General features: G+C 65.7%; 21 protein-coding genes, 1 tRNA gene and 1 CRISPR repeat array (1 of these 23 only partly in view). Of the genes, 15 read left to right on the top strand and 7 right to left on the bottom strand.

The genetic code is table 11. From position 1 onward, the window contains the following. The first annotated feature begins 46 nt into the window (after window positions 1-46). Together ACR4XW_RS09875 and scpC are read left to right on the top strand one after the other, a co-directional pair. Window positions 47-1,273, top strand: coding sequence for a TerC family protein (locus ACR4XW_RS09875; protein WP_434760383.1), 1,227 nt, complete (start codon window positions 47-49; stop codon window positions 1,271-1,273). Between the two features lie 194 nt (window positions 1,274-1,467). Next, window positions 1,468-2,982 (top strand): succinyl-CoA:acetate CoA-transferase ScpC, encoded by a 1,515-nt coding sequence (gene scpC / locus ACR4XW_RS09880; RefSeq protein WP_434760384.1) that lies wholly within the window; start codon window positions 1,468-1,470, stop codon window positions 2,980-2,982. A gap of 132 nt (window positions 2,983-3,114) precedes the next feature. Here the strand turns inward: scpC and ACR4XW_RS09885 are convergent, their stop codons facing one another. The 6 genes from ACR4XW_RS09885 to ACR4XW_RS09910 form a co-directional block, all read right to left on the bottom strand. Then, entirely contained in the window at window positions 3,115-4,188 is a 1,074-nt protein-coding gene (locus ACR4XW_RS09885) for a sulfate/molybdate ABC transporter ATP-binding protein (RefSeq protein WP_434760385.1), read from the bottom strand. Window positions 4,189-4,198: 10 nt separating this feature from the next. After that, window positions 4,199-5,005: an ABC transporter permease gene (locus ACR4XW_RS09890; protein WP_434760386.1), complete on the bottom strand. Its 807-nt coding sequence runs from the start codon at window positions 5,003-5,005 to the stop codon at window positions 4,199-4,201. Window position 5,006: 1 nt separating this feature from the next. Continuing rightward, window positions 5,007-5,774 carry a molybdate ABC transporter substrate-binding protein gene (modA, locus tag ACR4XW_RS09895; protein WP_434760387.1) on the bottom strand — a complete coding sequence of 256 codons (768 nt, stop codon included), beginning with the start codon at window positions 5,772-5,774 and terminating at the stop codon, window positions 5,007-5,009. Then, entirely contained in the window at window positions 5,771-6,172 is a 402-nt protein-coding gene (locus ACR4XW_RS09900) for a TOBE domain-containing protein (RefSeq protein ID WP_434760388.1), read from the bottom strand. Before ACR4XW_RS09900 ends, modA begins: the two co-directional genes overlap by 4 nt. An 89-nt stretch (window positions 6,173-6,261) precedes the next feature. Beyond that, on the bottom strand, window positions 6,262-6,426 hold the full coding sequence (locus ACR4XW_RS09905) for a PspC domain-containing protein (protein WP_434760389.1): 165 nt from the start codon (window positions 6,424-6,426) through the stop codon (window positions 6,262-6,264). A gap of 346 nt (window positions 6,427-6,772) precedes the next feature. Further along, window positions 6,773-6,843, bottom strand: a tRNA-Gly gene (locus tag ACR4XW_RS09910). A 106-nt stretch (window positions 6,844-6,949) separates the two neighbouring features. Here ACR4XW_RS09910 and ACR4XW_RS09915 point away from each other — a divergent pair. Both ACR4XW_RS09915 and ACR4XW_RS09920 read left to right on the top strand, forming a co-directional pair. Further along, complete coding sequence (locus ACR4XW_RS09915; protein WP_434760390.1) at window positions 6,950-8,332, top strand: FAD-binding oxidoreductase; 1,383 nt, start codon at window positions 6,950-6,952, stop codon at window positions 8,330-8,332. Window positions 8,333-8,488: 156 nt separating this feature from the next. Beyond that, window positions 8,489-9,580 (top strand): pyridoxal-phosphate-dependent aminotransferase family protein, encoded by a 1,092-nt coding sequence (locus ACR4XW_RS09920; RefSeq protein ID WP_434760391.1) that lies wholly within the window; start codon window positions 8,489-8,491, stop codon window positions 9,578-9,580. Between the two features lie 3 nt (window positions 9,581-9,583). Here the strand turns inward: ACR4XW_RS09920 and ACR4XW_RS09925 are convergent, their stop codons facing one another. Further along, window positions 9,584-10,405 carry an inositol monophosphatase family protein gene (locus ACR4XW_RS09925; RefSeq protein WP_434760392.1) on the bottom strand — a complete coding sequence of 274 codons (822 nt, stop codon included), beginning with the start codon at window positions 10,403-10,405 and terminating at the stop codon, window positions 9,584-9,586. 62 nt (window positions 10,406-10,467) lie between these two features. On the opposite strand from ACR4XW_RS09925, the gene ACR4XW_RS09930 reads away from it, so the two are divergent. From ACR4XW_RS09930 to cas2e, 11 genes are all read left to right on the top strand, one after another. Further along, the gene (locus ACR4XW_RS09930; protein WP_434760393.1) at window positions 10,468-11,007 is read left to right on the top strand and encodes a type II toxin-antitoxin system PemK/MazF family toxin; all 540 of its coding nucleotides are present in this window, start codon (window positions 10,468-10,470) and stop codon (window positions 11,005-11,007) included. A gap of 3 nt (window positions 11,008-11,010) precedes the next feature. Further along, window positions 11,011-11,526, top strand: coding sequence for a PH domain-containing protein (locus tag ACR4XW_RS09935; RefSeq protein ID WP_434760394.1), 516 nt, complete (start codon window positions 11,011-11,013; stop codon window positions 11,524-11,526). Next, a complete protein-coding gene (locus ACR4XW_RS09940) occupies window positions 11,523-13,022 on the top strand; it encodes a PH domain-containing protein (RefSeq protein WP_434760395.1) in 1,500 nt (499 codons plus the stop codon). Before ACR4XW_RS09935 ends, ACR4XW_RS09940 begins: the two co-directional genes overlap by 4 nt. A gap of 313 nt (window positions 13,023-13,335) precedes the next feature. Then, window positions 13,336-16,203, top strand: coding sequence for a CRISPR-associated helicase Cas3' (gene cas3 / locus ACR4XW_RS09945; RefSeq protein ID WP_434760396.1), 2,868 nt, complete (start codon window positions 13,336-13,338; stop codon window positions 16,201-16,203). Then, a complete protein-coding gene (gene casA / locus ACR4XW_RS09950) occupies window positions 16,200-17,789 on the top strand; it encodes a type I-E CRISPR-associated protein Cse1/CasA (RefSeq protein ID WP_434760397.1) in 1,590 nt (529 codons plus the stop codon). The genes cas3 and casA overlap by 4 nt, the downstream gene beginning before the upstream one ends. Beyond that, a complete protein-coding gene (gene casB / locus ACR4XW_RS09955; protein WP_434760398.1) occupies window positions 17,786-18,400 on the top strand; it encodes a type I-E CRISPR-associated protein Cse2/CasB in 615 nt (204 codons plus the stop codon). Before casA ends, casB begins: the two co-directional genes overlap by 4 nt. Beyond that, the gene (gene cas7e / locus ACR4XW_RS09960) at window positions 18,397-19,527 is read left to right on the top strand and encodes a type I-E CRISPR-associated protein Cas7/Cse4/CasC (RefSeq protein ID WP_434760399.1); all 1,131 of its coding nucleotides are present in this window, start codon (window positions 18,397-18,399) and stop codon (window positions 19,525-19,527) included. The genes casB and cas7e overlap by 4 nt, the downstream gene beginning before the upstream one ends. Beyond that, complete coding sequence (gene cas5e, locus ACR4XW_RS09965) at window positions 19,524-20,246, top strand: type I-E CRISPR-associated protein Cas5/CasD (protein WP_434760400.1); 723 nt, start codon at window positions 19,524-19,526, stop codon at window positions 20,244-20,246. Before cas7e ends, cas5e begins: the two co-directional genes overlap by 4 nt. Then, entirely contained in the window at window positions 20,243-20,878 is a 636-nt protein-coding gene (gene cas6e, locus ACR4XW_RS09970; RefSeq protein ID WP_434760401.1) for a type I-E CRISPR-associated protein Cas6/Cse3/CasE, read from the top strand. Before cas5e ends, cas6e begins: the two co-directional genes overlap by 4 nt. Beyond that, on the top strand, window positions 20,875-21,801 hold the full coding sequence (cas1e, locus tag ACR4XW_RS09975; protein ID WP_434760402.1) for a type I-E CRISPR-associated endonuclease Cas1e: 927 nt from the start codon (window positions 20,875-20,877) through the stop codon (window positions 21,799-21,801). The genes cas6e and cas1e overlap by 4 nt, the downstream gene beginning before the upstream one ends. Beyond that, on the top strand, window positions 21,798-22,151 hold the full coding sequence (gene cas2e / locus ACR4XW_RS09980) for a type I-E CRISPR-associated endoribonuclease Cas2e (protein ID WP_434760403.1): 354 nt from the start codon (window positions 21,798-21,800) through the stop codon (window positions 22,149-22,151). The genes cas1e and cas2e overlap by 4 nt, the downstream gene beginning before the upstream one ends. Window positions 22,152-22,195: 44 nt before the next feature. Further along, a CRISPR array of direct repeats spans window positions 22,196-22,493; the repeat unit is 28 nt; unit sequence GTGCTCCCCGCTCACGCGGGGATGATCC; it runs 6,798 nt beyond the window's last position.

The raw sequence follows: 22,493 nt of genomic DNA on the forward strand, positions 1-22,493 counted from the left end.
GAGACTCATGGGTTAGTTCCCAACCCCTGACGGAAGCTCCGGTTCCTTGGAAATCAACGGTTTGACGTGGGCAATCACGATTGCCGCGATCGTTGGCCTACTCGCCTTCGACTTCATCTTCCACGTCCGCAAGGCGCACATTCCCACCCTGCGTGAGGCCGCGGTCTGGTCGGCGATCTACGTCGGTGTGGCCCTGCTGTTCGGCTTGGTCTTCCTGCCCTTCGGCGACACCCAGCACATGGTCGAGTACTACGCCGGGTACGTCACCGAGAAGGCCCTCAGCGTCGACAATCTCTTCGTCTTCCTGATCATCATCGGCTCCTTCAAGGTGCCCCGCGAAGACCAGCAGAAGGTACTGCTGTTCGGCATCGTCTTCGCCCTGATCGCACGTACCGCCTTCATCCTGGTCGGCGCGGCCGCGATCAACCGCTTCGCCTGGGTGTTCTACCTGTTCGGACTGATCCTGATCTGGACCGCCGGTAAGACCCTCAAGGGCGCGGTCAGCGACGACGAGGAGGAATCGGCCGACAACATCGTGGTGCGCCTGGCCAGCCGGGTGCTGCACACCACCGACAAGTACGACGGAGACCGGCTCTTCACCATCGAGAACGGCAAGCGGATGATGACCCCGATGCTGCTGGTGATGGTGGCGATCGGCGGCACCGACATCCTCTTCGCCCTGGACTCGATTCCGGCCATCTTCGGCCTCACCCAGGAGCCCTACATCGTCTTCACCGCGACGGCTTTCTCGCTGATGGGCCTGCGGCAGTTGTACTTCCTGATCGACGGTCTGCTCGACCGCCTGATCTACCTGTCCTACGGGCTTTCGGCGATTCTGGCGTTCATCGGCGTGAAGCTGATTCTGCACGCCCTGCACGAGAACAACCTGTCGTTCATCAACGACGGTGAGCCCGTGCCGGTGGTCGAGGTCGACATCGGTGTGTCGCTGACGGTGATTATCACGGTGTTGGCCATCACCATCGCCGCTTCGTTGCTGAGTCCGCGCGGACGGGCCCTGGCGGTGATCAAGAAGACCGAGAAGCTGGCTCAGGCCTACATCGCGCTCGGTGACGATGCCTCCGATGCCGAGCGCAAGAAGATCAACGCGCAGCTCGCCCGGCAGATGAAGCAGATGCCGCGGATCAGTGAGAAGCACCGCAACGATCTGATCGAGAACGAGGCCAGGTTCCGCGATCAGGTGCGCCGGGCCCACGGTGAACACCGCGACTACCTCACCGCTTCGGGACAGGAAGTCAGCGACGAGGAACTGTGATCCGGCGCGATCCGTCCCGTCCCGGATCGTGCTGATCTCGTCCGTTCCAGTCGTCCGGATGTGCTTGGAAGTGGGCGCGCGAAGGTCCGCCCATAGCAGGTCGTCCGCGGTCTGTCCATGCCCTGTCCCCCGCCGGATTCGGCGGGAAGTCGCCGGTTAGGGTGGTCGAAGACTTTTCCTACCGGGGGTTTCGCATGACAGATCGCATCAGAATCGACAGCCAGCGCTCCAAAATCATGCCGGCCGAAGCCGCGGCAGCGCTGATTCAACCCGGCGACAACGTCGGCATGAGCGGGTTCACCGGAGCGGGCTACCCCAAGTTGGTGCCGGTGGCCCTGGCCCAGCGCATCCGTGAGTCGATCGCCGAGGGCAACGATTTCCGGATCGGCGTCTGGACCGGTGCGTCCACCGCCCCCGAATTGGACGGCGCCCTGGCCGAGGCCGACGGCGTCCAGTTGCGGTTGCCCTACCAGTCCGACCCGATCACCCGCACCAAGATCAACCAGGGCTCGATGAGCTACATCGACCAGCACCTGTCGCACGTCGCCCAGTGGGTGTGGGAGGGCTTCCTCGGCAAGCTGGACGTGGCGGTGATCGAGGTCACCGGCATCACCCCCGAGGGCAAGCTGATTCCGGCGTCCTCGGTCGGCAACAACAAGACCTGGATCGATCAGGCCGACAAGGTCATTCTCGAGGTCAACTCCTGGCAGTCGATGGACCTCGAGGGCATGCACGACATCTACTACGGCACCCGGCTGCCACCGGACCGCAAGCCGGTGATGATGACCAGCCCCGCCGACCGGATCGGCTCGCCCTACTTCGAGGTCGACCCCGACAAGATCGTCGCGATCGTCGAGACCGACCTGCCCGACCGCAACACCCCCTTCAAGCCGGTGGACGAGGACTCCAAGGCCATCGCCGGGCACCTGATCGAGTTCCTGCAGCACGAGGTGAAGATCGGCCGCCTGCCGGAGAACCTGCTGCCGCTGCAGTCGGGGGTGGGCAATATCGCCAACGCGGTGCTCGACGGGCTGTTGCACAGCGATTTCGAGAACCTGACCAGCTACACCGAGGTCGTCCAGGACGGCATGGTGAACCTGATGGACGCCGGCAAGATCGTCCAGGCCTCGGCGACCGCCTTCTCGCTCAGCCCCGAGTACGCCGCCCGGATGAACAACGAGGCCGCCCAGTACCGCGACCGGTTGGTGCTGCGTCCGCAGGAGATCAGCAACCACCCCGAGTTGATCCGCCGCCTCGGTGTGATCGCCACCAACGGCATGATCGAGGCCGACATCTACGGCAACGTGAACTCCACCCACGTGATGGGTTCGGCGATCATGAACGGCATCGGCGGCTCGGGTGACTTCGCCCGCAACGCCTTCCTGTCGATGTTCGTCACCCCGTCGACGGCCAAGGGCGGGGCGATCTCGACCTTCGTGCCGATGGTGTCGCATGTCGACCACACCGAACACGACGTGCACGTGCTGATCAGTGAGCAAGGTCTGGCCGACCTGCGTGGCCTGTCGCCGCGGCAGCGGGCCAAGGCGATCATCAAGAACTGCGCCCACCCGGATTACCGGCCGATGTTGGAGGAGTACTTCGAGCGGGCCCAGAAGGTCGCCAACGGGCAGCACACCCCGCACGACCTGTCGCAGGCACTGAGCTGGCACCAGCGGTTCCTGCAGACCGGGTCGATGGTTCCGCACTGACCGGTTCTCGATTCGCGACGGCGCCCCACTTCTCGGCAAGTGTGGGCGCCGTTGGCGTTGGTGGGCCCTGGTTTCTCGGGTCTCGGGTCTCGGGTCTGGGGGTCTCGGGTTCTCGCTTCTCGATTTCTCGGCTCAGCGGCGGTCGGCGTGGACGGTGACCTCGTGCGCCTTGACGGTGAGCCAGACCGGTGAGCCGGCGGTCAGTTCGAGGTCGGCGGCTGCCGCGGTGGTGATGTCGGCGGACATCGTCGGCCCGTCCGGGCCGGCCGTGGCCCGCACCCGCACCCCGGACGGGGTGGCGCGCAGGTCGATCACCTGAGCGGCCAGGGCGTTGCGGGGGCTGCCGCCGGGTGCGGTGTCATCGGTGCGCCGGTGCACCGCCAGGGACGCGGGCGTGATCAGGGCGATCACCGACTCGCCTTGGGTTGCCTGGCCGACCAGTTGGTCGGTTCCGGTGATCTGCCAGGGGCCGGTGCGCATCCGCGCCATCCCCTCGGAGGCATCGATGAGGGTGCCGGGCAGCAGGTTCATCCCGGCCAGCCGGGCGGTGAAGTCACTGCGTGGGGTGCTGAGCACCTCGTGGGCGGGGCCGTCCTCGACGACCTTGCCGCCCTCGAGGGTGATCACCCGGTCGGCCAATGCGAGCACGTCCAGCAGGTCGTGGGTGACGATGATCGCGGTGCGTCCCTCGAGGCGCTGTGCCAGTAGGTGGCGCAGGTCTTCGGCGACCGACACGTCCAGGGCGGCCAGGGGCTCGTCCAGCAGGAGGAGCTCCGGGTCGCCGGCCAGAGCCCGCGCCAGGGCGACACGTTGTTGCTGACCGCCGGAGAGTTGCCCGGGTTTGCGGTCGGCCAACTGCACCGCGTCCACGGCCTCGAGCCATTCCTGGGTGCGCGCGGCACCATCCTTCAGGCCCCGGGATTTGGGCCCGAAAGCAACATTGCTGCGAACGCTCAGGTGCGGGAACAGGGCGGGATCCTGGGCCAGTAGCCCGATCCGACGCAGGTGGGTGGGAACTTGGACCCGGTTGCTGTCGGTGAGAGTTCGTCCGCCGAGAGTGACCCGTCCGGTGTCGGGGGTGAGCAGGCCGGCGATCACCGACAACAGGGTCGATTTGCCGGCCCCGTTCGCGCCGAGCAGGGCCACGGTGCGGCCGTCCTCGATGTGCAGGTCGACGTCCAGGCCGCGGCTCTCGACGGTAGCCATCACGTGAAGGTCAGGCACGTTGCCCCCGTCCGTAAACCAACGCCATCACCAGGGCCGAGACGACGACCAGCACCAGGGCCAGGGCGACCGCGGCCGCGGGGTCGGACTCGCGTTGCAGATAGATCTCCAACGGCAGGGTGCGGGTTCTGCCCTGCAGGGACCCGGCGAAGGTCAAGGTCGCGCCGAACTCGCCCAGGGCGCGGGCGAAGGACAGCACCGCGCCGGCGGCCAGGGCCGGGCCGATCAGCGGCAGGGTGACCTGCCACAAGGTGCGGGTCGGAGAAGCGCCCAGGGTTGCCGCGGCCACCTCGTAGCGGGTGCCGGCGGTGCGCAGGGCCCCCTCGAGGCTGACCACCAAGAACGGCATCGCCACGAAGGTTTGGGCGATGATCACCGCCGTGGTGGTGAAGCCGATCCGCAGCCCGGCCATCTCGAAGTACTGGCCGATCAGGCCGAACCGCCCCAGGGCCATCAGCAGGGCCAGACCGCCGACCACCGGGGGCAGCACCAGTGGCAGCAACACCAGCGACCGCACCAACCGGCGTCCGGGCACCCGGCCGCGGGCCAGCACCAGTGACATCGGCACCCCGAGCAGAATGCACAGCAGGGTGCTGATCGCGGCAGTGCGGAGGCTCAGCCACAGGGCGTCCAGGGACGCTTCGGAGGTGACCAGGGGCCACCAGTGCGCCCAGTCGACCCGGAACATGATCGCCACCAGCGGAAGAACCACCAGCAGCGAGCCCACGATGGCCGGGGCAAGAATCCAGCCGGGTAGATGCGTGCGCTCCCGTACCGTCCGAGTGGTTTGCCGGGGCACGTCAGGGCTTGTCGAAGCCGGCTTCGCCGAGCACTCGCTGGCCTTCCTCGCCGGTCACCAGGTCCACCCAGGCCTGGGCGAGTTCGGCATGGGAGCTGTCCTTCACCACCGCGATCGGGTACTTGTTGATCGCGTCATCGGCCTCGGGGAACTTCACCGCTTCCACCTCGGCGCGGGAGATATCGGTGGTGTAGACCAATCCGGCGTCGGCCTGACCGCTGGCGACCTTGCCGAGCACATCGGTCACCGACGATTCCTCGCTGGCCGGTTTCAGGTCCACCCCGGTGGCCTCGAGGATCTTCTCAGTGGCCGCCCCGCACGGCACCTGCGGAGCGCAGACCACGGTCACCACGTCATCGCGGGTGAGATCCTGCAGGCTCTTGATGCCCTTCGGGTTGCCCGGATTCACCGCGATCACCAGCGAGTTGGTGGCGAACAACACCGGCTCGTTGACGTATTCCTCGGCCGTCTTCATCGTCTTCTCGTTGGCGGTGGCCAACACATCGGCCGGTGCGCCCTCGGAGATCTGGGTGACCAGATCACTCGACCCGGCGAGGTTGAGCTGCACCTTGACGCCCTCGTGCTCGGCTTCGAAGGTCTTCGCCAGTTCCTTGAAGGTGGGCTCGAGAGAAGCCGCGGCAAATACCGTCAGCTCTCGCGGGCCCTCGTCCTTGCCGGGGTCGGAGCCTTCACCGCCTCCGTTCGAACAGGCGGCCAGCGCAAGCATCAGCATGGCCAGCAGGGCGGCGAACAGGGGGCGCTTTTTCATTTCTTCTCCGGAACCTCAATGGTGACCATGGTGGACTTCACCTGTGCCACGGCCAGGACGCCGGGTTCCAGACCCAGGCGCCGCACCGACTCGGCACTCATCAGCGAAACCATGGTGTGCGGACCGCATTGCACGATCACCTCGGCCATCACCTTGTCGGTGGTGACCTCGGTGACGATGCCGACCAGTTGGTTGCGAGCCGATGATTCGCCGATTTCGATTTCGGGCGGATCGGTGATCCGACTGCGAATCAGTTCGGCCAGCTGTACACCGTCGACGACCTGGTAGCCGTCCTCATCGGTCTCGGCCGGCAACCGGCCGGCGTCTATCCACCGCCGCACGGTGTCGGTGGAGACACCGAGCAGGGCGGCTGCGTGACGAATGCGATACCGGGACACGGCCCACAGCATACGCATATGCGGCTGGAACTATTCCGGGCAGGCCACAGTTGCGGCTTTATGAAGGACTTTTCGCCCCTTTGTGCGGATCAGTCGGAGATCACGGCCCAGCAGATCAGATAGGCGATGATGTTCGGGCCGGGGATCAACAGCCAGATGATCCGCAGGATCCAGGCGTTGATGCCGGTCGCCTCGGCCAACCCGCCGCAGACACCACCCAGCACTCGGTCGGTCCGCGATCGCTTGATGCTCATGGGAGCTTCCTTTCCCTTTTCGGTGCTTCGGTACATCCAGCCTGCCGCGCGGTAAGGGCGGTTGCCAGTGGATTCGGTATTGACCAGGGAAGGTTCGGGGTTGCCCGGCGCTGGTCTCAGGGTCTGCAACCCGGATCCAGGACCAAGCCGCTTTCCGGGCACCCGAAACCAGATGCTTCCACCGTCGCGCTGCTGCAACCTGCCTGATTTCGGCCCGGCATCCACGTATGCAGCTTCGTGACCCAAGAACAGGCTGGTTGCAGCAGCCAAGCCATGCGAATGAGCCCGGCTCTATCTGCAGAACGAAGAAAAGAGCGGCCCCGAGGGGCCGCTCCTTCACACTCCGAGCGGGTGACGGGAATCGAACCCGCGTGTCCAGCTTGGGAAGCTGGCGCTCTACCATTGAGCTACACCCGCAGACCGGACTATCGTCCGACGCGCTGGCCAGCATACCCCGTTGCGTGTTTCATCGTGCAACCGATCAACCGCAAACCCGCGACGAACCGGTCGCACTCATGGTTCCATGACAGACATGCCTGCTCTGGAGGAACTCACTGCCGCGCTGGGACCCGATGTGGTGACCACCGATCCGGACGTGATGGAGAAGTACCGTTTCGACTGGTCGAAGAGTCCCGCCGGCCATCCGGTTGCCGTGGTGCGAGCCAACTCCGCCGATGATGTCGTCACCGCTGTGCGTTGGGCTGCGAAACACCAGGTCCCGGTCGTACCCCGGGGTGCCGGGTCGGGGCTGTCGGGTGGTTCCTCCAGTGTCGATGGTGGCATCACCATCTCGCTGGATCGGATGCGCAAGATCGAGATCGACACCGCCAGCCAGGTCGCGGTCGTCGAACCGGGTGCCCTGAACATCGAGGTCAAAGCCGCGGCCGCCGAGAAGGGTCTGTGGTACCCGCCCGACCCCTCGTCCTTCGAGATCTGCTCGATCGGCGGCAACGTCGCCACCAATGCCGGCGGCCTGTGCTGCGTCAAGTACGGCGTAACCACCGATTACGTACTGGGCCTGGACGTGGTGTTGGCCGATGGCACCCTGGTCACCCTCGGCGGTAAGCGGATCAAGGACGTCGCCGGGCTCTCGCTGCTGAAACTCTTCGTCGGCTCGGAAGGCACTCTGGGCATCGTCACCCGAGCCATCCTGCGGCTGACCCCACCACCCCCACCGGCATCCACCCTGGTGGCGATGTTCCCCACGGTGGCCGCGGCGGCCGCAGCGGTGGTGGAGGTTCGCTCCATGTTCCGTCCATCGATGGTGGAGTTGATGGATCAGGCCTCGGTGAACGCGGTGGAGGATTTCACCCCGATGGACCTGGACCGCACCGCCGGCGCCCTGCTGGTGGTTCAGTCCGATGCCCCGGGGGAGGCCCGGGTCGAGGAGATCAGCACCGTGCGCAAGGTGTGCGAAGCCACCGGAGCCACCGAGGTCTTCGAAACCGACGACCCCGACGAGGGCGAGTTGTTCATCGCGGCCCGCCGCACCGCCTTCACCGCGATCGAGGTGCGCGGCTCACTGCTGCTCGAAGATGTCGGAGTACCGGTGCCGCAACTGCCGGAGATGCTGGCTGCCGTGGAAGATATCGCCGCCAGGCACCGCATCGAGATCCCAACCGTGGCCCACGCCGGGGACGGCAACACCCACCCGATCATCGTCTATGACGCCGCCGACCCCGATTCGACCGCCCGGGCCCGGGCCGCCTTCGACGAGATCATGGCCGCCGCGATCGCCCTGGGCGGCACGATCACCGGCGAACACGGCGTCGGCCGGGCGAAACGGCACGCCCTGCCCGATCAGCTCGGGGCCGATGTGATGGCGCTGACCCGGCGCGTCAAGGACGCGCTGGATCCGGCGGGCATCCTCAACCCAGGAGCGGTCATCCCCGCCGATGCGCCGTAACCACCCTGCGTGGATGAAAACGCACCCCACAGCGCCTCACATGTCGCGCACGCGTGATATCGGCCCCATCCGGGTGCGTTTTCATCCATCGGGCCCGGTGACCTCAGGGTAGAAAGGTTCTACCAGCGCCCGGAACATGCCGATACCGTCGGAAACATGATTCGCGAACGGCATCTTTTCGGCCCCGGCCCGTCCAATCCCTACCCGGAGGCGACCTCGGCCCTGTCGCAGCCGCTGCTGGGCCACCTGGACCCGGAGTTCATCCGGATCATGGATGAAACCTGCGACATGCTGCGCACCGTCTGGGGCACCGACAACGCCCGCACCCTGCCGCTGTCGGCGACCGGGTCGGCCGGGATGGAAGCGGCCTTCGTGAACTCGGTACACCCCGGTGATGTGGTGGTGGTCGCGGTCAACGGCCTGTTCGGGCAACGCATGTGCGATGTCGCCGCCCGCTGCGGCGCCGAAGTCGTCGCGGTCGAGCACGATTTCGGACGCACCATCGATGTCGACCGGGTGTTGTCGGCACACCCGAGCCCGGCGATCATCGCCGCGGTGCACGCCGAAACCTCCACCGGGGTCCGCTCCGACATCGCCGCCCTCGGTGCGGGCAAGGGCGAGGCCCTGCTGATCACCGACGCGGTCACCTCGATCGGCGGTATCGAGCTGAAGGCCGACGACTGGGGCATCGACATCGGTTACGCCGGTACCCAGAAGTGCCTGGGTGTGGCGCCCGGCCTGGCACCGTTCACGATCAATGACCTGGCCTTCGACCGGCGTGTGGACAACCCGCGTTCCTGGTATCTCGATCTGGGCCTGTTGGGTGGTTATGTCGGTGAGGCCGCGGCCAAGGGTGGGCAGCGCACCTACCACCACACCGCCCCGGTGGCGATGATCGTGTCCCTGCATGCCGGCCTCAAGCGCATCCTGGACGAGGGCCTGGACGCGGTGAACGCCCGACACTGGGAGGCCGGCCAACAACTCCAGGACGGCCTGCAGGAGATGGGCCTGGAACTGTTCGCCGAAGAGGGTTGGCGTCTGCCCGAACTGACCACGGTCAAGGTGCCCGATGGGGTCGATTCGGCTGCGGTGCGCAAGGAACTGCTCGAGCGTTTCGACATCGAGATCGGCGCCGGGGTCGGCCCCTACGCCGCAACGGTCTGGCGGATCGGCCTGATGGGGCAGAACGCCCGTCCGGACGCAGCCCTGTTGGTGCTGGCGGCGCTGAAGGACGTGCTCGGCCGCTGAACCTCAGCGCGGGCCGAACACCTCGCGAGCGCCACATTCCTCCAGAGCTTCGAGGAACGCCTCCCGCACCGACCGATGGCAGGCCAGCACCACATCCCGTCCGGGCTGGCCGCCGTCCAGGTCGCCGACCCAGGCTCCGGCCTCGCTGGCAATCAGGGCGCCGGCGGCGAAGTCCCAGGGCCACAGTCCGGGTTCGTAGAAGGCGTTCAGCCGTCCGGCCGCCACGAAGGACAGGTCCATCGAGGTGACCCCGAGCCGGCGAATGTCGCGCACCTTCGAGATCAGCCGCTGCACCACCGCGGCCTGCCGGGAGCGCCGGTCGGGGTCGTAGGCGAAACCGGTACCGAGCAGCGATTCGGCCAAGGTGGTGTCGGGTCCGGCGACCAGCCGTTGGTCGTTGAGGAATGCGCCGCCGCCCGCCGAGGCGGTGTACAACTCGTTGATGCCGGGGGCGAAGACCGCGCCGGCCAGGGCCCGCCAGGTTTTGGGGTTGGCGTCGCCTTCGACCACCGCGATGCTGACCGCGTAGTTCGGGATGCCGTAGAGGTAGTTGACGGTGCCGTCGATCGGGTCGACGACCCAGGTCAGGCCCGAGGCACCTTCCTGGTCTTCGCCCTCCTCACCGCAGATTCCGTCGTCGGGACGGGCCGCGGCGAGACGCTCGCGCACGAGCAGTTCGACCTCACGGTCGGCGGCGGTCACCACATCGGTGATGCTCGATTTGCGGTCGGCCACCTCAACCCCGGCGGCGCGTCGCCCGGCTGCCAGTTCGCCGGCTTCGACCGCGATCGTCCTGGCCAGGTGCAGGAGTTCTTCATGAGCCATGCCCTCGACCGTACGCTGCCGGTGTGCTGTGCCTACACTCGGATCGGACCTGAAGGGACGAGATGGCTGATTACGCGAAACTGGCCCGCAAGTTGTTCGGGGTGGCCCGGGATGTGGTGCGAGAGCAGTCCCGCCAGCAACGCCGGAAGTCCACCTCCGAGCGTCGTGAGCCGAAGCGTCGCAACGCCTCCCGCACCAACAATTACCCCGGTGACTACCGGGGATGTCCCGAGATGGTGTACCAGCCGGTTGACGATCAGCGCGCCGACCCCGGTGAGGTGGTGTGGACCTGGGTGCCCTACGAGGAGGATCACGCCCGCGGCAAGGATCGTCCGGTATTGATCATCGGACATGATGGCCCCTGGCTGTTGGCCCTGCAGTTGACCAGCAAGGACCACGACCGCGACGCCGCCCAGGAGGCCTCCCAGGGCCGGTACTGGTACGACATCGGCTCGGGTGATTGGGACAGTTCGGGCAAACCCAGCGAGGCCCGGGTCAACCGGGTGTTGCGCGTCGACCCCGACCGGGTGCGTCGCACCGGTGGCCGACTGGCCCGCGAGATCTTCGATCAGGTCGCGGCCGAGGTCGCGAAGTATTGTTGACGGATGCCCGATAGCACAGCCGAGCTGACCTCCGATGAGCTCTTCGCCCCACCGGAGGTGAACTGGCAGCGCATCTCACCCAAGTACAAGGTGTTGCGCCAGATCACAGCGCTGTTCAATCTGATTCCGTTCGCCATCGTGGCGGGGGTTCTGCTGCTGTTCCGGGTGCCCTGGTGGATCCCGGCACTGGTGGGGGCGTTCGGCGTGGCCTACACCGTGCTGCAGATGCTGCTGGCCGGGCGCCGATTTCGGGCGTGGGGGTATGCCGAGTTGGAGGACGACCTGTGGGTCACCCATGGGGTGCTGTTCCGCTTCCTGACAGCGGTGCCGTACGGCCGGATGCAGGTGGTGGAGGTCTCCTCGGGGCCGATCGAACGGTCGATGGGGCTGGCGACGGTCACCATGGTCACCGCGTCGGCGAACAGCAACTGTCACATTCCGGGCCTGCCCGAGGCCGAGGCCGCACGACTGCGCGATCGGCTCAGTGCCCTGGGTGATGCGAAGGCGTCGGGCCTGTGAGCCAGTCCCCCGACGAGCGCCCCGAGTTCACCGTCCCCGATGAGCCCGTGGCCGGCGACCAGCGACCCGCGGGCTACCCCGAGGGATGGGTCGGGCCACCCGCCCCGGACACCATGCCCGCACCCGAGGCTCGGGGCGACGCGCCCGCCGAGCCGCGCACCGAACGTCCGCACCCACTGACCCCCTTCGCCCGGGGTTGGATTCTGTTGGTCGGCGCACTGGTTTTCTTCGGCCGCGAATACCTGCCGGACGGGACGGGTCGGCCCAACGAACTGCCGCCGCTGAAGTTCATTCTGGCCGGGCTGGGCATCGCGATCGTGGTGTTCGCCGCGATGGGATTCATGACCTGGTGGTTCACCAGGTTCGTGGTGGAGGCCGACGAGTTCCGCTACGAGACCGGGGCGCTGTTCCGCTCGTCCAAGGTCGTCCCCTTCGAGCGCATCCAGACCGTCGACATCACCCAACCGTTGCTGGCGCGCATTCTGGGCCTGGCCGAACTGCGCATCGACGCCGGCTCCGATTCGCTGGAACTGCGTTATCTCGGACGAAGCAGCGCCTACCGGTTCCGCGATTACCTGATGACCCGCGCCACCGGCCGCCAGGTGAGTTCACAGGATCCGTCGCTGGGGTCCGGCTCGGGGATGCTGGCCGACGTGCACAGTACCGACGAAGTGCTAGTGCGGCTGCAGCCCAAATGGGTGGTGATCGCGTTTCTGACCTCCTCGGAGTTCCTCAGTGCTGTGGTCTTGGTCATCGTGGGTCTGGTGCTGGCGCTGGTCTTCGAGTTCTGGTGGCTGCTCGTGCCGCTGCTGCTACCCGCGGGTATCGGCCTGGTGTCGCTGGTGCCGCGCCGGGTGCTCAACCAGTTGAACTACACCCTCAGCCGGTTGCAGCACGCCGATCGCGCCGACAGCGTGAAGGTCTCGCGCGGGTTGACCGCGCTGGCCAGCCAGTCGGTGCCCCTGGATCGGATTCAGGGCATCCAGTTGCGGCAGTCGGTGCTGTGGCGGACGTGGGGGCTGTGGCAGATCAACATCGACGTGCTCGGCCAGCAGGCGGTCGGTGAGGGTGAGGGATCCGATATCGGGGCGATGCTGCTGCCCCCGGCCCCACCCGAGGACGTCCGCACCGCGGTGAAGGCGATTTGGCCGGAGGTCGATATCGACAGCGTGCCGATGAATCCGGTACCGGCACGGGCGAAGTGGCTGCGCCCGTTCACGTCCAGGTATCTGCAGTGGGGTTTCGACGAGCGGGTGGCGGTCAGCCGGTTCGGTCGGTGGTGGCGCTACATCGACGTGGTGCCGCACAGTAAGGCCCAGTCGGTCAGCATCGACGAGGGCCCGCTGCAACGCAAGCTCGGGCTGGCCACCGTCTCGGTGCACACCACCCCGGGCCCGGTGCAGTTGCAGGCGCGGCATCTGTCCCGGGAGCAGGCCCGCGGGTTCCTCCTCGGCGAACTCGACCGGGCTCGCGCCGCCCGACGCCCCCTGCGGTAGCGACATCAAAACACGCGCCCGGGCATATGCGTTCCGCCCGCAGACCACCCGGCGGCATAGCATTGCTCCACGCACGCAGGTCCCCACCTCGGGGATGAACCTTGGTTCTCGTACGCGATTAAGTGCTCCCCACCCCGTGGGGATTATCGCTTCACAGGTGTCTGTCAACAGAATCCTGTGAAGCCCTTCCCCAAATCTATTCAAGTGGTTATCGTATGCTTTATGTACCGCAGTCCAAAGCTTGTTCGATTTCGGGCGTCCTCGATGTCAGAGGCTGCCAGCACAGTGGCCGTAACGGTCGAAGGAGGCTTCTGTGGCGATTCCGCGAGCAGCAACGGCTCTCTGGGCGAAATCGGATGGCACTCACGCTTGGGCTTCGTTGCCCATGCATATGGAAGACACCGCTCAGACTGCGAGGTTGTTGTACGACCGATGGCTGAGTAATCAGGTCAAGACACGTTGGACCAAGCACCTTCAAGCCGATGACATGCGAACGGTGGCGGTGTTCACCGCCGCAGTTCACGACATCGGCAAGGCATCCCCAGCGTTCGCCTCTCAACACGAAGGTCTTGCCGAACGGGTCAGAGCAGCCGGCTTGACATGCCACACGAAGGACGAACTCCGCACCGACCGCAAAGCGATGCCGCATTCCCTGATCAGCGAGTGGACGTTGAACACCTGGTTGCGCGACAAGGGTCAGACGCGGCGCGCCGCACGAGGGCTGGCGTCCGTCGTCGGCGCACATCATGGCCGTCCCGTACCCCGCGACCAATGGAAAGTGCCGAACCACCGACCCAACGGCACCGGTAAGGACGAATGGGCCGCACTCCGCACCGAACTCCTCGACGACATGGCCGAGCGGACGGGATTCGATGTGCTGCTCGCTGCCGGCATCAACCTGGAACTGCCGCTGACCACCCTGGTGGAGCTTTCGGGCTTCGTGGTGGTTGCTGACTGGGTTGCGTCCAACACCCGCCTGTTCCCGTTACGTGAGTGGGACGAAGACGGATTCCCGGACCCCCATCTGGGAGACCGTGCCGCCGCCGGTTGGGGCGAGTTGGCGATGCCACCCCCGTGGCAACCACCCATCCCCGACTCGGATATCGCCCGGTTCTTCATCAACCGATTCGGGTTCCCGCAGGACGCCTCGCCCTATCCGACGCAGCGCGTGGCCGTTGAACTCGCCCGGTCGATCGACATCGGCCTGATGTGTATCGAAACGGTCACCGGTGGGGGCAAGACCGAGGCCGCGCTTGCGGTCACCGAAACGATCGCGGCCCGCCGCGGCGCGCAGGGTGCTTTGGTTGCCTTACCCACTCAGGCCACCACCAATGCAATGTTCGAGCGCATCACGAAATGGATTGACCGCCTCCCGGTTCCTCCGGTCGAAGTGGGCGCCTGGGCGCTGACGCTGGGGCACGGCAAAGCATCGTTGAACCCCGAGTACGCTGAGCTGGCCGACCTGGTGACCCGATTCGATCGAGAACTGGACAAAGATTCCCACGTCGCCGGAATCCATGATCGCGATGAGGGCGCCGACCGGTTGACACAAGCCGTCGTCCATCCGTGGTTTCTCGGTTCCAAGCGCCGCCTGCTGGCCAACTTCTCGGTTGTCACGATCGACCAACTCCTGATGGCTGCCCTGCAGCGCAAGCATCTGATGCTCGCCCACGTGGCGCTGTCGGGCAAGGTCATCATCATCGACGAGGCCCATGCCTCCGACGAGTTCATGAACGTCTACCTGGATTCGATCCTCAGTTGGCTGGGCGCTTACGAAGCCCCGGTGATCGTGTTGTCGGCAACGCTGACGGCCGAACGTCGGCGCCAACTCATGTCCGCCTATGCCGGGCATCGGGCTGCCGAGATCGCCGACATCGACTTCGACCCGAACGCCTATCCGCTGATCACCGTCGTGCCTCGCGACGAGTCGCCGATCGTGGTGCAACAGATCGAAACCAGTGCCGCCGAGAACCGTGTGGTGCATTGGGGATGGCACCCGACCGACACGGCCACGTTGGTGAATACGGTCACTGAGTCCATTGCCGACGGCGGCTGCGCTTTGGTCGTTCGCAACACCGTGGCGGATGCCCAGGCCACGGCCGACGCGCTGGCCGAGGCGGGGCTGCCGGTGCGGCTGAACCACGCCGGATTCATCGGCGTTGACCGGGCTGCCAATGATGGGGAGCTCTTGGACTTGTTCGGCAACAAGGCCACGGGTACCCGTCCGGAGCGTGCCGCGGTGGTGGCCACGCAGGTCGTTGAGCAGAGCTTGGATGTCGACTTCGATGTGCTGTTCACCGACCTCGCGCCCGTTGACCTCCTCCTGCAACGCATCGGCCGGCTCCATCGACACCGCCGCATCCGGCCGCGGGGCCTCAGCGACGCCTTCGTCCATGTGCTGGCCGACATCTCGGATTCCGGTCCACCGCGGGCAACAGGCGGCTCGGAGGCGGTGTACGGGCCGTACCTTCTGTTACGCACCGCAGCGGCGTTGATGTCCCACGGACCGACCATCACCCAGCCGGGGGACGTGTCACCGCTGGTCACCGCCGCGCTCGGTTCGGCGGAGTCGGTGCCGGAAGCCTGGGCCGAAGAAGTCGACCAAGCCCGCAAGGACAGGCAAGCCGAACTGGCCGAGCAACACAAGAAGGCCCGCCAGTGGTGTGTGCAGCCGTGGCAAGGGGCGAACGAGACACGTCGCTCGCTCGGCGAATGGCTCACCACTTCGAATGACTACACCGAGATTCAGCTCGGTGCGACCGTCCGCGACATCAAGCCGACCTTGGAGGTGATCATCGTCCCGGTCACCCCGGACGGGTCGGCGGCGATCCGTCCGCCGTGGATGTCGGACGAGGATGCCCCGCTCGATGTGCTCGACACCTCGACCTTGCCCAGTGACGACGTCGCCCGGGAGATCGCGAGCTGGTCGGTACGACTGCCCAGCCGTCTCACCCCCAGCCACATTCACTTGGACGCCCTCATCGACGCCATCAGCTCGATCCCCGCTACCAAGCGGTGGGCATGGGGGCGTCATCGCCTACTGAAGGGCGAACTGTTCCTACCCATGTTTCAACAGTCCGAAGGAGGCACCACGTTGCGTACGACCATCACCGGGAAGGATCGCCGGATACACCTGCGGTACTCCCCCGAAAGAGGTTTGGAAGAGGTTGACGAGCCATGAGCTTCAACCTGCTGAACGAGCCATGGGTGCCGGTCATCATGACCGACGGCACCACCACCGACCTATCCCTGATCGAGTGCTTCGAGCGGGCAGGCGAGGTTCGCAGAATCAGTGGTGACCTACCCACCCAGTCATTCGCGATCCTGCGGGTACTGCTGGCGATCTGCCATGACGCCATCGGGTTCCACGACCTGGACGAGGTAGCCGATCTGATCGACGAAGGCCTGCCCGTAGACCGTGTCGTCGAATACCTGACTGCTTTGGAGGGCAGATTCGATCTGTTCGACCCGAAGAGGCCTTTCTTCCAGGTTGCGACCCTGCGTACCGCGAAGGACGAAGCCTCTCCGCTGAACAAACTGATCAGCGACGTCCCGAACGGGCACCCGTTCATGACAACTCGTGGCGGCGAGGCGTTGGACTGCATCACGGCCGCCGAAGCCGCCCGTTGGCTGATTCATGCCCAGGCGTTCGACCCCAGCGGCATCCGCTCGGCTGCGGTCGGCGATCCGGAAACCTCGGGTGGCAGGGGATATCCGATCGGCCCGTCGTGGGTGGGACAGATCGGTGGCATTGTCCTGCACGGGCACACCTTGGCCGAAACGCTGACATACAACATCTGCCCAACTCCCAACGACCCCAAGAATCGTCCGGTGTGGGCACAGGAGAAGCCTCACACCGAGCGACGCCAGATGGAGCCGGCACCGGCCGGCCCGGTCGAGCTACTTGTGTGGCAGTCACGACGGATCCGGCTGGTAGGTGACCGGGATGGGGTAACCGGCGTGGTTTTGGCGCAGGGCGACAAGATGACTCCGCAGAATCGCCAAGACATCGAACACATGACCGCGTGGCGGTATTCCAAGCCGCAGACCAAGAAGTTCGGCATCGACGTCTACATGCCTTTGGAACACGACCCGGCCAGGTCGGCCTGGCGTGGTGTTCCTAACTTGTTGGGGTCAGCCGGGCTCAATGACGTCGGTAAAGAGGCCTCGTTGCCGCCGGAAACGATCATCACTCTGCAATCGATCGACGCCGGCGACGCGGATCTTCCGTTGACTGTGACCGTCGAGGCGGTCGGCCTGATGTACGGCCCACAGAATGCGGTCATCGAGGAACTGGTCAATGATTCACTCGATCTTCGACTGGGGATCCTGGGCGAGAAGTCGGGCGCTGTTCGGGTGATGGTGAACGACGCCGTCCAACTGGCCGATACGTGTGTCTGGCAACTTGGCAACTTCGCAAGCAACCTCGTTGCCGCTGCGGGTGACTTCGACGGAATCGAAGGAGCCAAGGACCATGCCATGTTCCTCGGTTGGTCGGCCATCGACGATGCCGCCCGGGAATGGCTGGCGGGCCTGTCGGAAAGCACCGACACGATCGAAGCCATGCGCGAATGGCAACAGGTCTTGCGAGCAGCCCTCACCGGGGTGGCCGTCCGGTTGGCTGCCGACAGTTCCCCGGCCGCGGTGACGGGCCGGCTCACCAAGCGTGGCTTCATGACCGCGGCCAAGGCTGAATCGATCTATCACGGCGTTCTACGCAAGGAACTCCCCTTGGCATATCCCAAGCAGAAGGAGCAGGCATCATGACGAACGACCACATCAGGTGCGGGAAGTTCGTGGCTCAGCGCATCAGGTACCTGCTGGGGGACAACCCGGCCAACCCCAGGCCCACGTCACGCGCCATGCTGGCGCAACTGCGTCAGGCGGCCGCACAGGAGCCGGGCACCGTCCCGTCGGTGTGGTCGGTGACGACCGAGGGGCTGCCGGAGTTGCCCGAACCCATGGCGACCAGGGTGGAGACCGCAATCCACATCGCGCTCACGCAGTTCGCGACCCACCAGCAAGCTCGTTCCACATCGATGCATGTGCCGGACGTGCCCTTCGGGCAGGCCGTGCGTCGCTTGGCGAACCTGTCTAGTTCCGAGGGCGAACCACAGGAGAGCCCGGTGTACGCCCGCTTCACCGCCCTGTCCATGACCACCGCGGTACCGGGCATCCTCGCCCACTCCCGCGGCATCATCACCCAACTGCGCTCCCACGACATCGGCTTCGACTACGAGCGCTACGCCGACGATCTGTATTGGCTGCAGGTGCCCGGATCCGCCGGCAGCGTCCACCGCCGTTGGGGACGCGACTTCCACCGCTTCGTTCCTCCCACCACCACCGACACCACTGCCATCGAAGGAGTATCAGCGTGACCACCTACATCGAGATCCATGCCATCCAGAACGTGCCGCCGTCGAACATCAACCGCGATGATTCCGGCACCCCGAAATCGGCCCAGTACGGCGGGGTCACCCGCCACCGGGTTTCGTCGCAGTCGTGGAAGCGGGCCATGCGGGAAGACTTCAACGCCTCACTGGACCCCAACGATGTCGGCACTCGCAGCCGCATGATCACCTCGGCCATCGAGGATGCCATCGTCGAACGTTCTCCGGAGTTGGCCGACAAGGCCCTCGACCTTGCGGTCGCGGCGATGGAAGCCGCCGGCTTCAAGAAGCCCGTTCCCAAGACCCGCGGCAAAGCCGACGAAGAAACCGCCAAACCCGAAACCGGCTACTTGGTGTTCATGTCCCAGCAGCAGATCAACACCCTCGCCGAGGCTGCGATCGCCGCCAGTGGTGAGGCGTCACCGTTGAAGGCGATGAAGGCCGAGAAGGTGAAGGATCGGATCGACACCGACCACTCCATCGATATTGCGCTCTTCGGCCGGATGGTCGCCGACTCCGCCGACCTGAACGTGGATGCCGCCTGCCAGGTGGCCCATGCGATTTCGGTGCACGAAGCATCGCCGGAGTACGACTTCTACACCGCCGTCGACGATGCCAAGAGCCGCAATGAGGACGAACAGGATGCCGGCGCCGGAATGATGGGCACCGTGGGTTTCGTCTCGTCGACCCTGTACCGCTACGCGGCGGTCAACCTCGACCAGCTCCGCGAGAATCTGGGCAATGACGACGCCGTGCGCAAGGCGCTGGACGCGTTCCTGCGCAGCTTCATGACCGCCATGCCAGGCGGTAAGCAGACCACGTTCGCCCACACCACCCGTCCGTCCGCCGTGGTGGTCACCGTCGCCGAGGGCCAGCCCACGAGCCTGGTCGGCGCCTTCGAACGCCCGGTGCGACCCGACAACGGGTACGTGCGCCCGGCCGTTGAGGCCTTGTCGAAGCATGCCGTCGAGATGTTCGAGACGTGGCGCTCGCCGAGCCACGTGTTGGTCACCGGCCCCAAATCCGACATCGAGCCGCTCTCGTCCTTGGGCACGACGGGCTCGGTCGACGAGGTTGTTACCCGGGCCATCGATGCCGCGTTGGAGTCGGCGTGAGCGTCCTGATTCTGCGCTTGGCGGGCCCCCTGCAGAGTTGGGGGGCAGCCAGTCGATTCAACCGCCGGGCCACCGAGCCCTTCCCGACCAAGAGCGGGATCGTGGGCTTGCTGGCAGCAGCGCAAGGAAGGCGCCGAGCCGACGAGATCGAGGATCTGCTCGGCCTGGAACTTGCCGTGCGCACCGACCAGCGCGGCCAACCACTCCGCGATTTCCACACCGCGCATCACCCCGTGAGCGGGGCTGCGATGCCGTTGACCGAACGCTTCTACTGGAGTGATGCGGTGTTCACGGCCTATGTCGGCGGACCCGACCCGGTGCTCGAGGGCTTGGACGAGGCCCTGCGGGATCCCCGGTATCCGCTGTATCTGGGGCGTCGATCGTGCGTGCCGGAGGGGCGCATGGTGCTGGGACGACACGAGGGTGATGTGGCTACCGCGGTTCGCGAGACCCCGTGGGCGGCCGGGTTCAGTGGCAGACGCAAAGCTGCCCGTGAGGTTTCGGTGCGATTGCCGGTGCAAGCTGATGTGTCGGTGTTCGCCGGCGAACAGCCCAGCCGTGAGATCAACGACGTCCCGCTGTCCTTCGACCCCCACCACCGGCAGTACCGCAGCCGCATGGTCGTCGAGACCCACGTGGTGGTTCCCACGGGTAACAAGATCCCGTCAGAGGGGGTCGCCGAACACGACCCGATGGCGTTGTTGGGAGGGGCATCGTGATCTTGACTCGTACGTATCTCAACGCACGGCGGGCGGGGGCCCGCAAGTTGCTCGGGTCCCCCCAGGCGATGCATGCCGCGATCCTGGCCGGGTTCGCGCCCGGCGTGGACCCGGGGCGTGTCCTGTGGCGTTGCGACCCCATCGACCCGATGCGTCCGGCCCTCTACGTGGTGAGCAAAAGTCGTCCAGACTTCGCCCACCTGGAGGAACAGGCCGGTTGGCCAACCCAACCGACCACGGAATCGGCGTCCTATGCACCCCTGCTGGATTCCTTGGCTCAGGGACAGGAATGGGGCTTTCGGCTGACCGCCAACCCGACGCACCGGGCCGTCATCGGTGATCGACGCCGCATCGTGGCTCACGTCACCGTCGCCCAGCAACTCAACTGGTTGTTGGAACGTGCCGACCGCTTGGGCATCAGTTTCGGAGAGGCCGAGGCCCCCAACATCCAGTTGATTCACCGGGAAACACGGAGTTTCCGCCGCGAGAAGTCGACCGTCACCCTCGGCACAGCCACCTTCGGTGGAGTGTTACGGGTGGAGGACGCGGATCTGCTGCGTGAGGCTCTGGTCAGCGGCATCGGGCGTGCGAAGGCCTACGGTTGTGGGTTGATGACCCTGGCCAGGCCATGATCGGCGCTGCGCCGCCCACCTCGAAGCAGCTCATCCGGGTGGAGGATCGGGTCACGTTCCTCCACCTGGAGCGCTGCACCATCAGCAGGGATGCCGATGCCATCACTGCGACCGATCAGAGCGGCACCATTCATGTCCCGGCGGCCGGCATCAACGCCGTCATTCTCGGGCCGGGCACTCGGGTCACCCATCACGCCATGATGCTCATGGCGTCCTGTGGTGTGACTGTCGTCTGGACCGGCGAAGAGGGCGTGCGCTACTACGCGCACGGCTCACCGTTGGCCACCTCGACCAGGTACTTGGAGGCGCAGGCTGCAGCGGTTTCGAATACCCGGTCGCGGTTGGCGGTCGCTCGCACCATGTACGAGATGCGCTTCCCCGACGAAGTGGTCTCGACGCTGACGATGCAGCAACTGCGCGGACGCGAAGGTGCTCGGGTACGGAACCTGTATCGCAAGGAATCGGAGCGCACTGGCGTGCCTTGGACCCGCCGTTCATATGACCCGGACCGATTCGAGGAGTCGGACCCCATCAACCAGGCACTTTCGGCAGCACATTCGTGTCTGTACGGCGTTGTTCATGCGGTTGTGGTGTCGCTGGGCTGCGCGCCGGGTCTGGGTTTCATTCATCATGGGCATTCACGCGCGTTCGTCTACGACTTGGCCGACCTGTACAAGGCGGAGGTAACGATTCCGATCGCCTTCAACGTGGTTGCAGAAGGGTCACTCGATGTCAGCGGCGATACCAGACGCCAAGTTCGTGACGCGATGCGCGCCAGTGACCTGTTGCGTCGTTGCGTGACCGACTTGCGCCGGTTGCTGCTGCCCGATGCCGACCCGATCGATGTCGACATCATCCGGTTGTGGGATGAACGGGCAGGGAGCGTGGCCGGCGGAGTGGATTATGGCGAGGTCGACTGGTGATCACCATCGTGCTGAGCAAGGTGCCGCCGGGACTTCGCGGCCACCTGACGAAGTGGTTGATGGAAGTGGCTCCTGGAGTGTTCGTGGGACGGGTGGCAGCTCGCGTGCGCGATGAGCTGTGGAAGATCATCCTGGCCGGCGTGGAGGATGGCACCGCGTTGATGATCCTGAGTGCCCAGAACGAACAGGGATTCGAGATCCGCAATGCGGGGCACCGGTGGACCCCTGTGAATCTCGACGGTTTCGTCACCGTCAAGCGGCCCCCGGCGAATGACATTGACTCGCCTCAGATCAAGACTCCTATTCCTCGAGCCTCTCGCTATCGCTGGCTGCGATCTCGAACAAAGTGAACCGCAGACGCAAGGACGGCCGGTAAACTCCGTAGTCAACAAGTGTGCTCCCCGCTCACGCGGGGATGATCCCGTGCCGACCAACGGGTCACAGGTCATCTTCACGTGCTCCCCGCTCACGCGGGGATGATCCGTGAGGATCGTCGGAATCTTCTTCGCCAGATCAGTGCTCCCCGCTCACGCGGGGATGATCCGTAGCACACCTCGCGGGTGATGCGGGATCGGCCGTGCTCCCCGCTCACGCGGGGATGATCCCCCTCACCCCCTGATTGGAGTGCCTGACATGGCGTGCTCCCCGCTCACGCGGGGATGATCCCCGCGACGGCGCCGTGACCCGCACGA

Source organism: Pseudenemella bisphenolivorans (assembly GCF_051133435.1).
Lineage (GTDB): Bacteria > Actinomycetota > Actinomycetes > Propionibacteriales > Propionibacteriaceae > JAAYAO01.

What these genes read in the sequence shown, in the direction of transcription:
- modA (WP_434760387.1), bottom strand. Translation starts at nt 5,774, where the DNA reads ATGAAAAAGCGCCCCCTGTTCGCCGCCCTGCTGGCCATGCTGATGCTT.
- ACR4XW_RS09930 (WP_434760393.1), top strand. Translation starts at nt 10,468, where the DNA reads ATGGCTGATTACGCGAAACTGGCCCGCAAGTTGTTCGGGGTGGCCCGG.
- ACR4XW_RS09935 (WP_434760394.1), top strand. Translation starts at nt 11,011, where the DNA reads ATGCCCGATAGCACAGCCGAGCTGACCTCCGATGAGCTCTTCGCCCCA.
- ACR4XW_RS09915 (WP_434760390.1), top strand. Translation starts at nt 6,950, where the DNA reads ATGACAGACATGCCTGCTCTGGAGGAACTCACTGCCGCGCTGGGACCC.
- casA (WP_434760397.1), top strand. Translation starts at nt 16,200, where the DNA reads ATGAGCTTCAACCTGCTGAACGAGCCATGGGTGCCGGTCATCATGACC.
- ACR4XW_RS09920 (WP_434760391.1), top strand. Translation starts at nt 8,489, where the DNA reads ATGATTCGCGAACGGCATCTTTTCGGCCCCGGCCCGTCCAATCCCTAC.
- scpC (WP_434760384.1), top strand. Translation starts at nt 1,468, where the DNA reads ATGACAGATCGCATCAGAATCGACAGCCAGCGCTCCAAAATCATGCCG.
- ACR4XW_RS09905 (WP_434760389.1), bottom strand. Translation starts at nt 6,426, where the DNA reads ATGAGCATCAAGCGATCGCGGACCGACCGAGTGCTGGGTGGTGTCTGC.
- ACR4XW_RS09885 (WP_434760385.1), bottom strand. Translation starts at nt 4,188, where the DNA reads ATGGCTACCGTCGAGAGCCGCGGCCTGGACGTCGACCTGCACATCGAG.
- ACR4XW_RS09925 (WP_434760392.1), bottom strand. Translation starts at nt 10,405, where the DNA reads ATGGCTCATGAAGAACTCCTGCACCTGGCCAGGACGATCGCGGTCGAA.
- casB (WP_434760398.1), top strand. Translation starts at nt 17,786, where the DNA reads ATGACGAACGACCACATCAGGTGCGGGAAGTTCGTGGCTCAGCGCATC.
- cas1e (WP_434760402.1), top strand. Translation starts at nt 20,875, where the DNA reads ATGATCGGCGCTGCGCCGCCCACCTCGAAGCAGCTCATCCGGGTGGAG.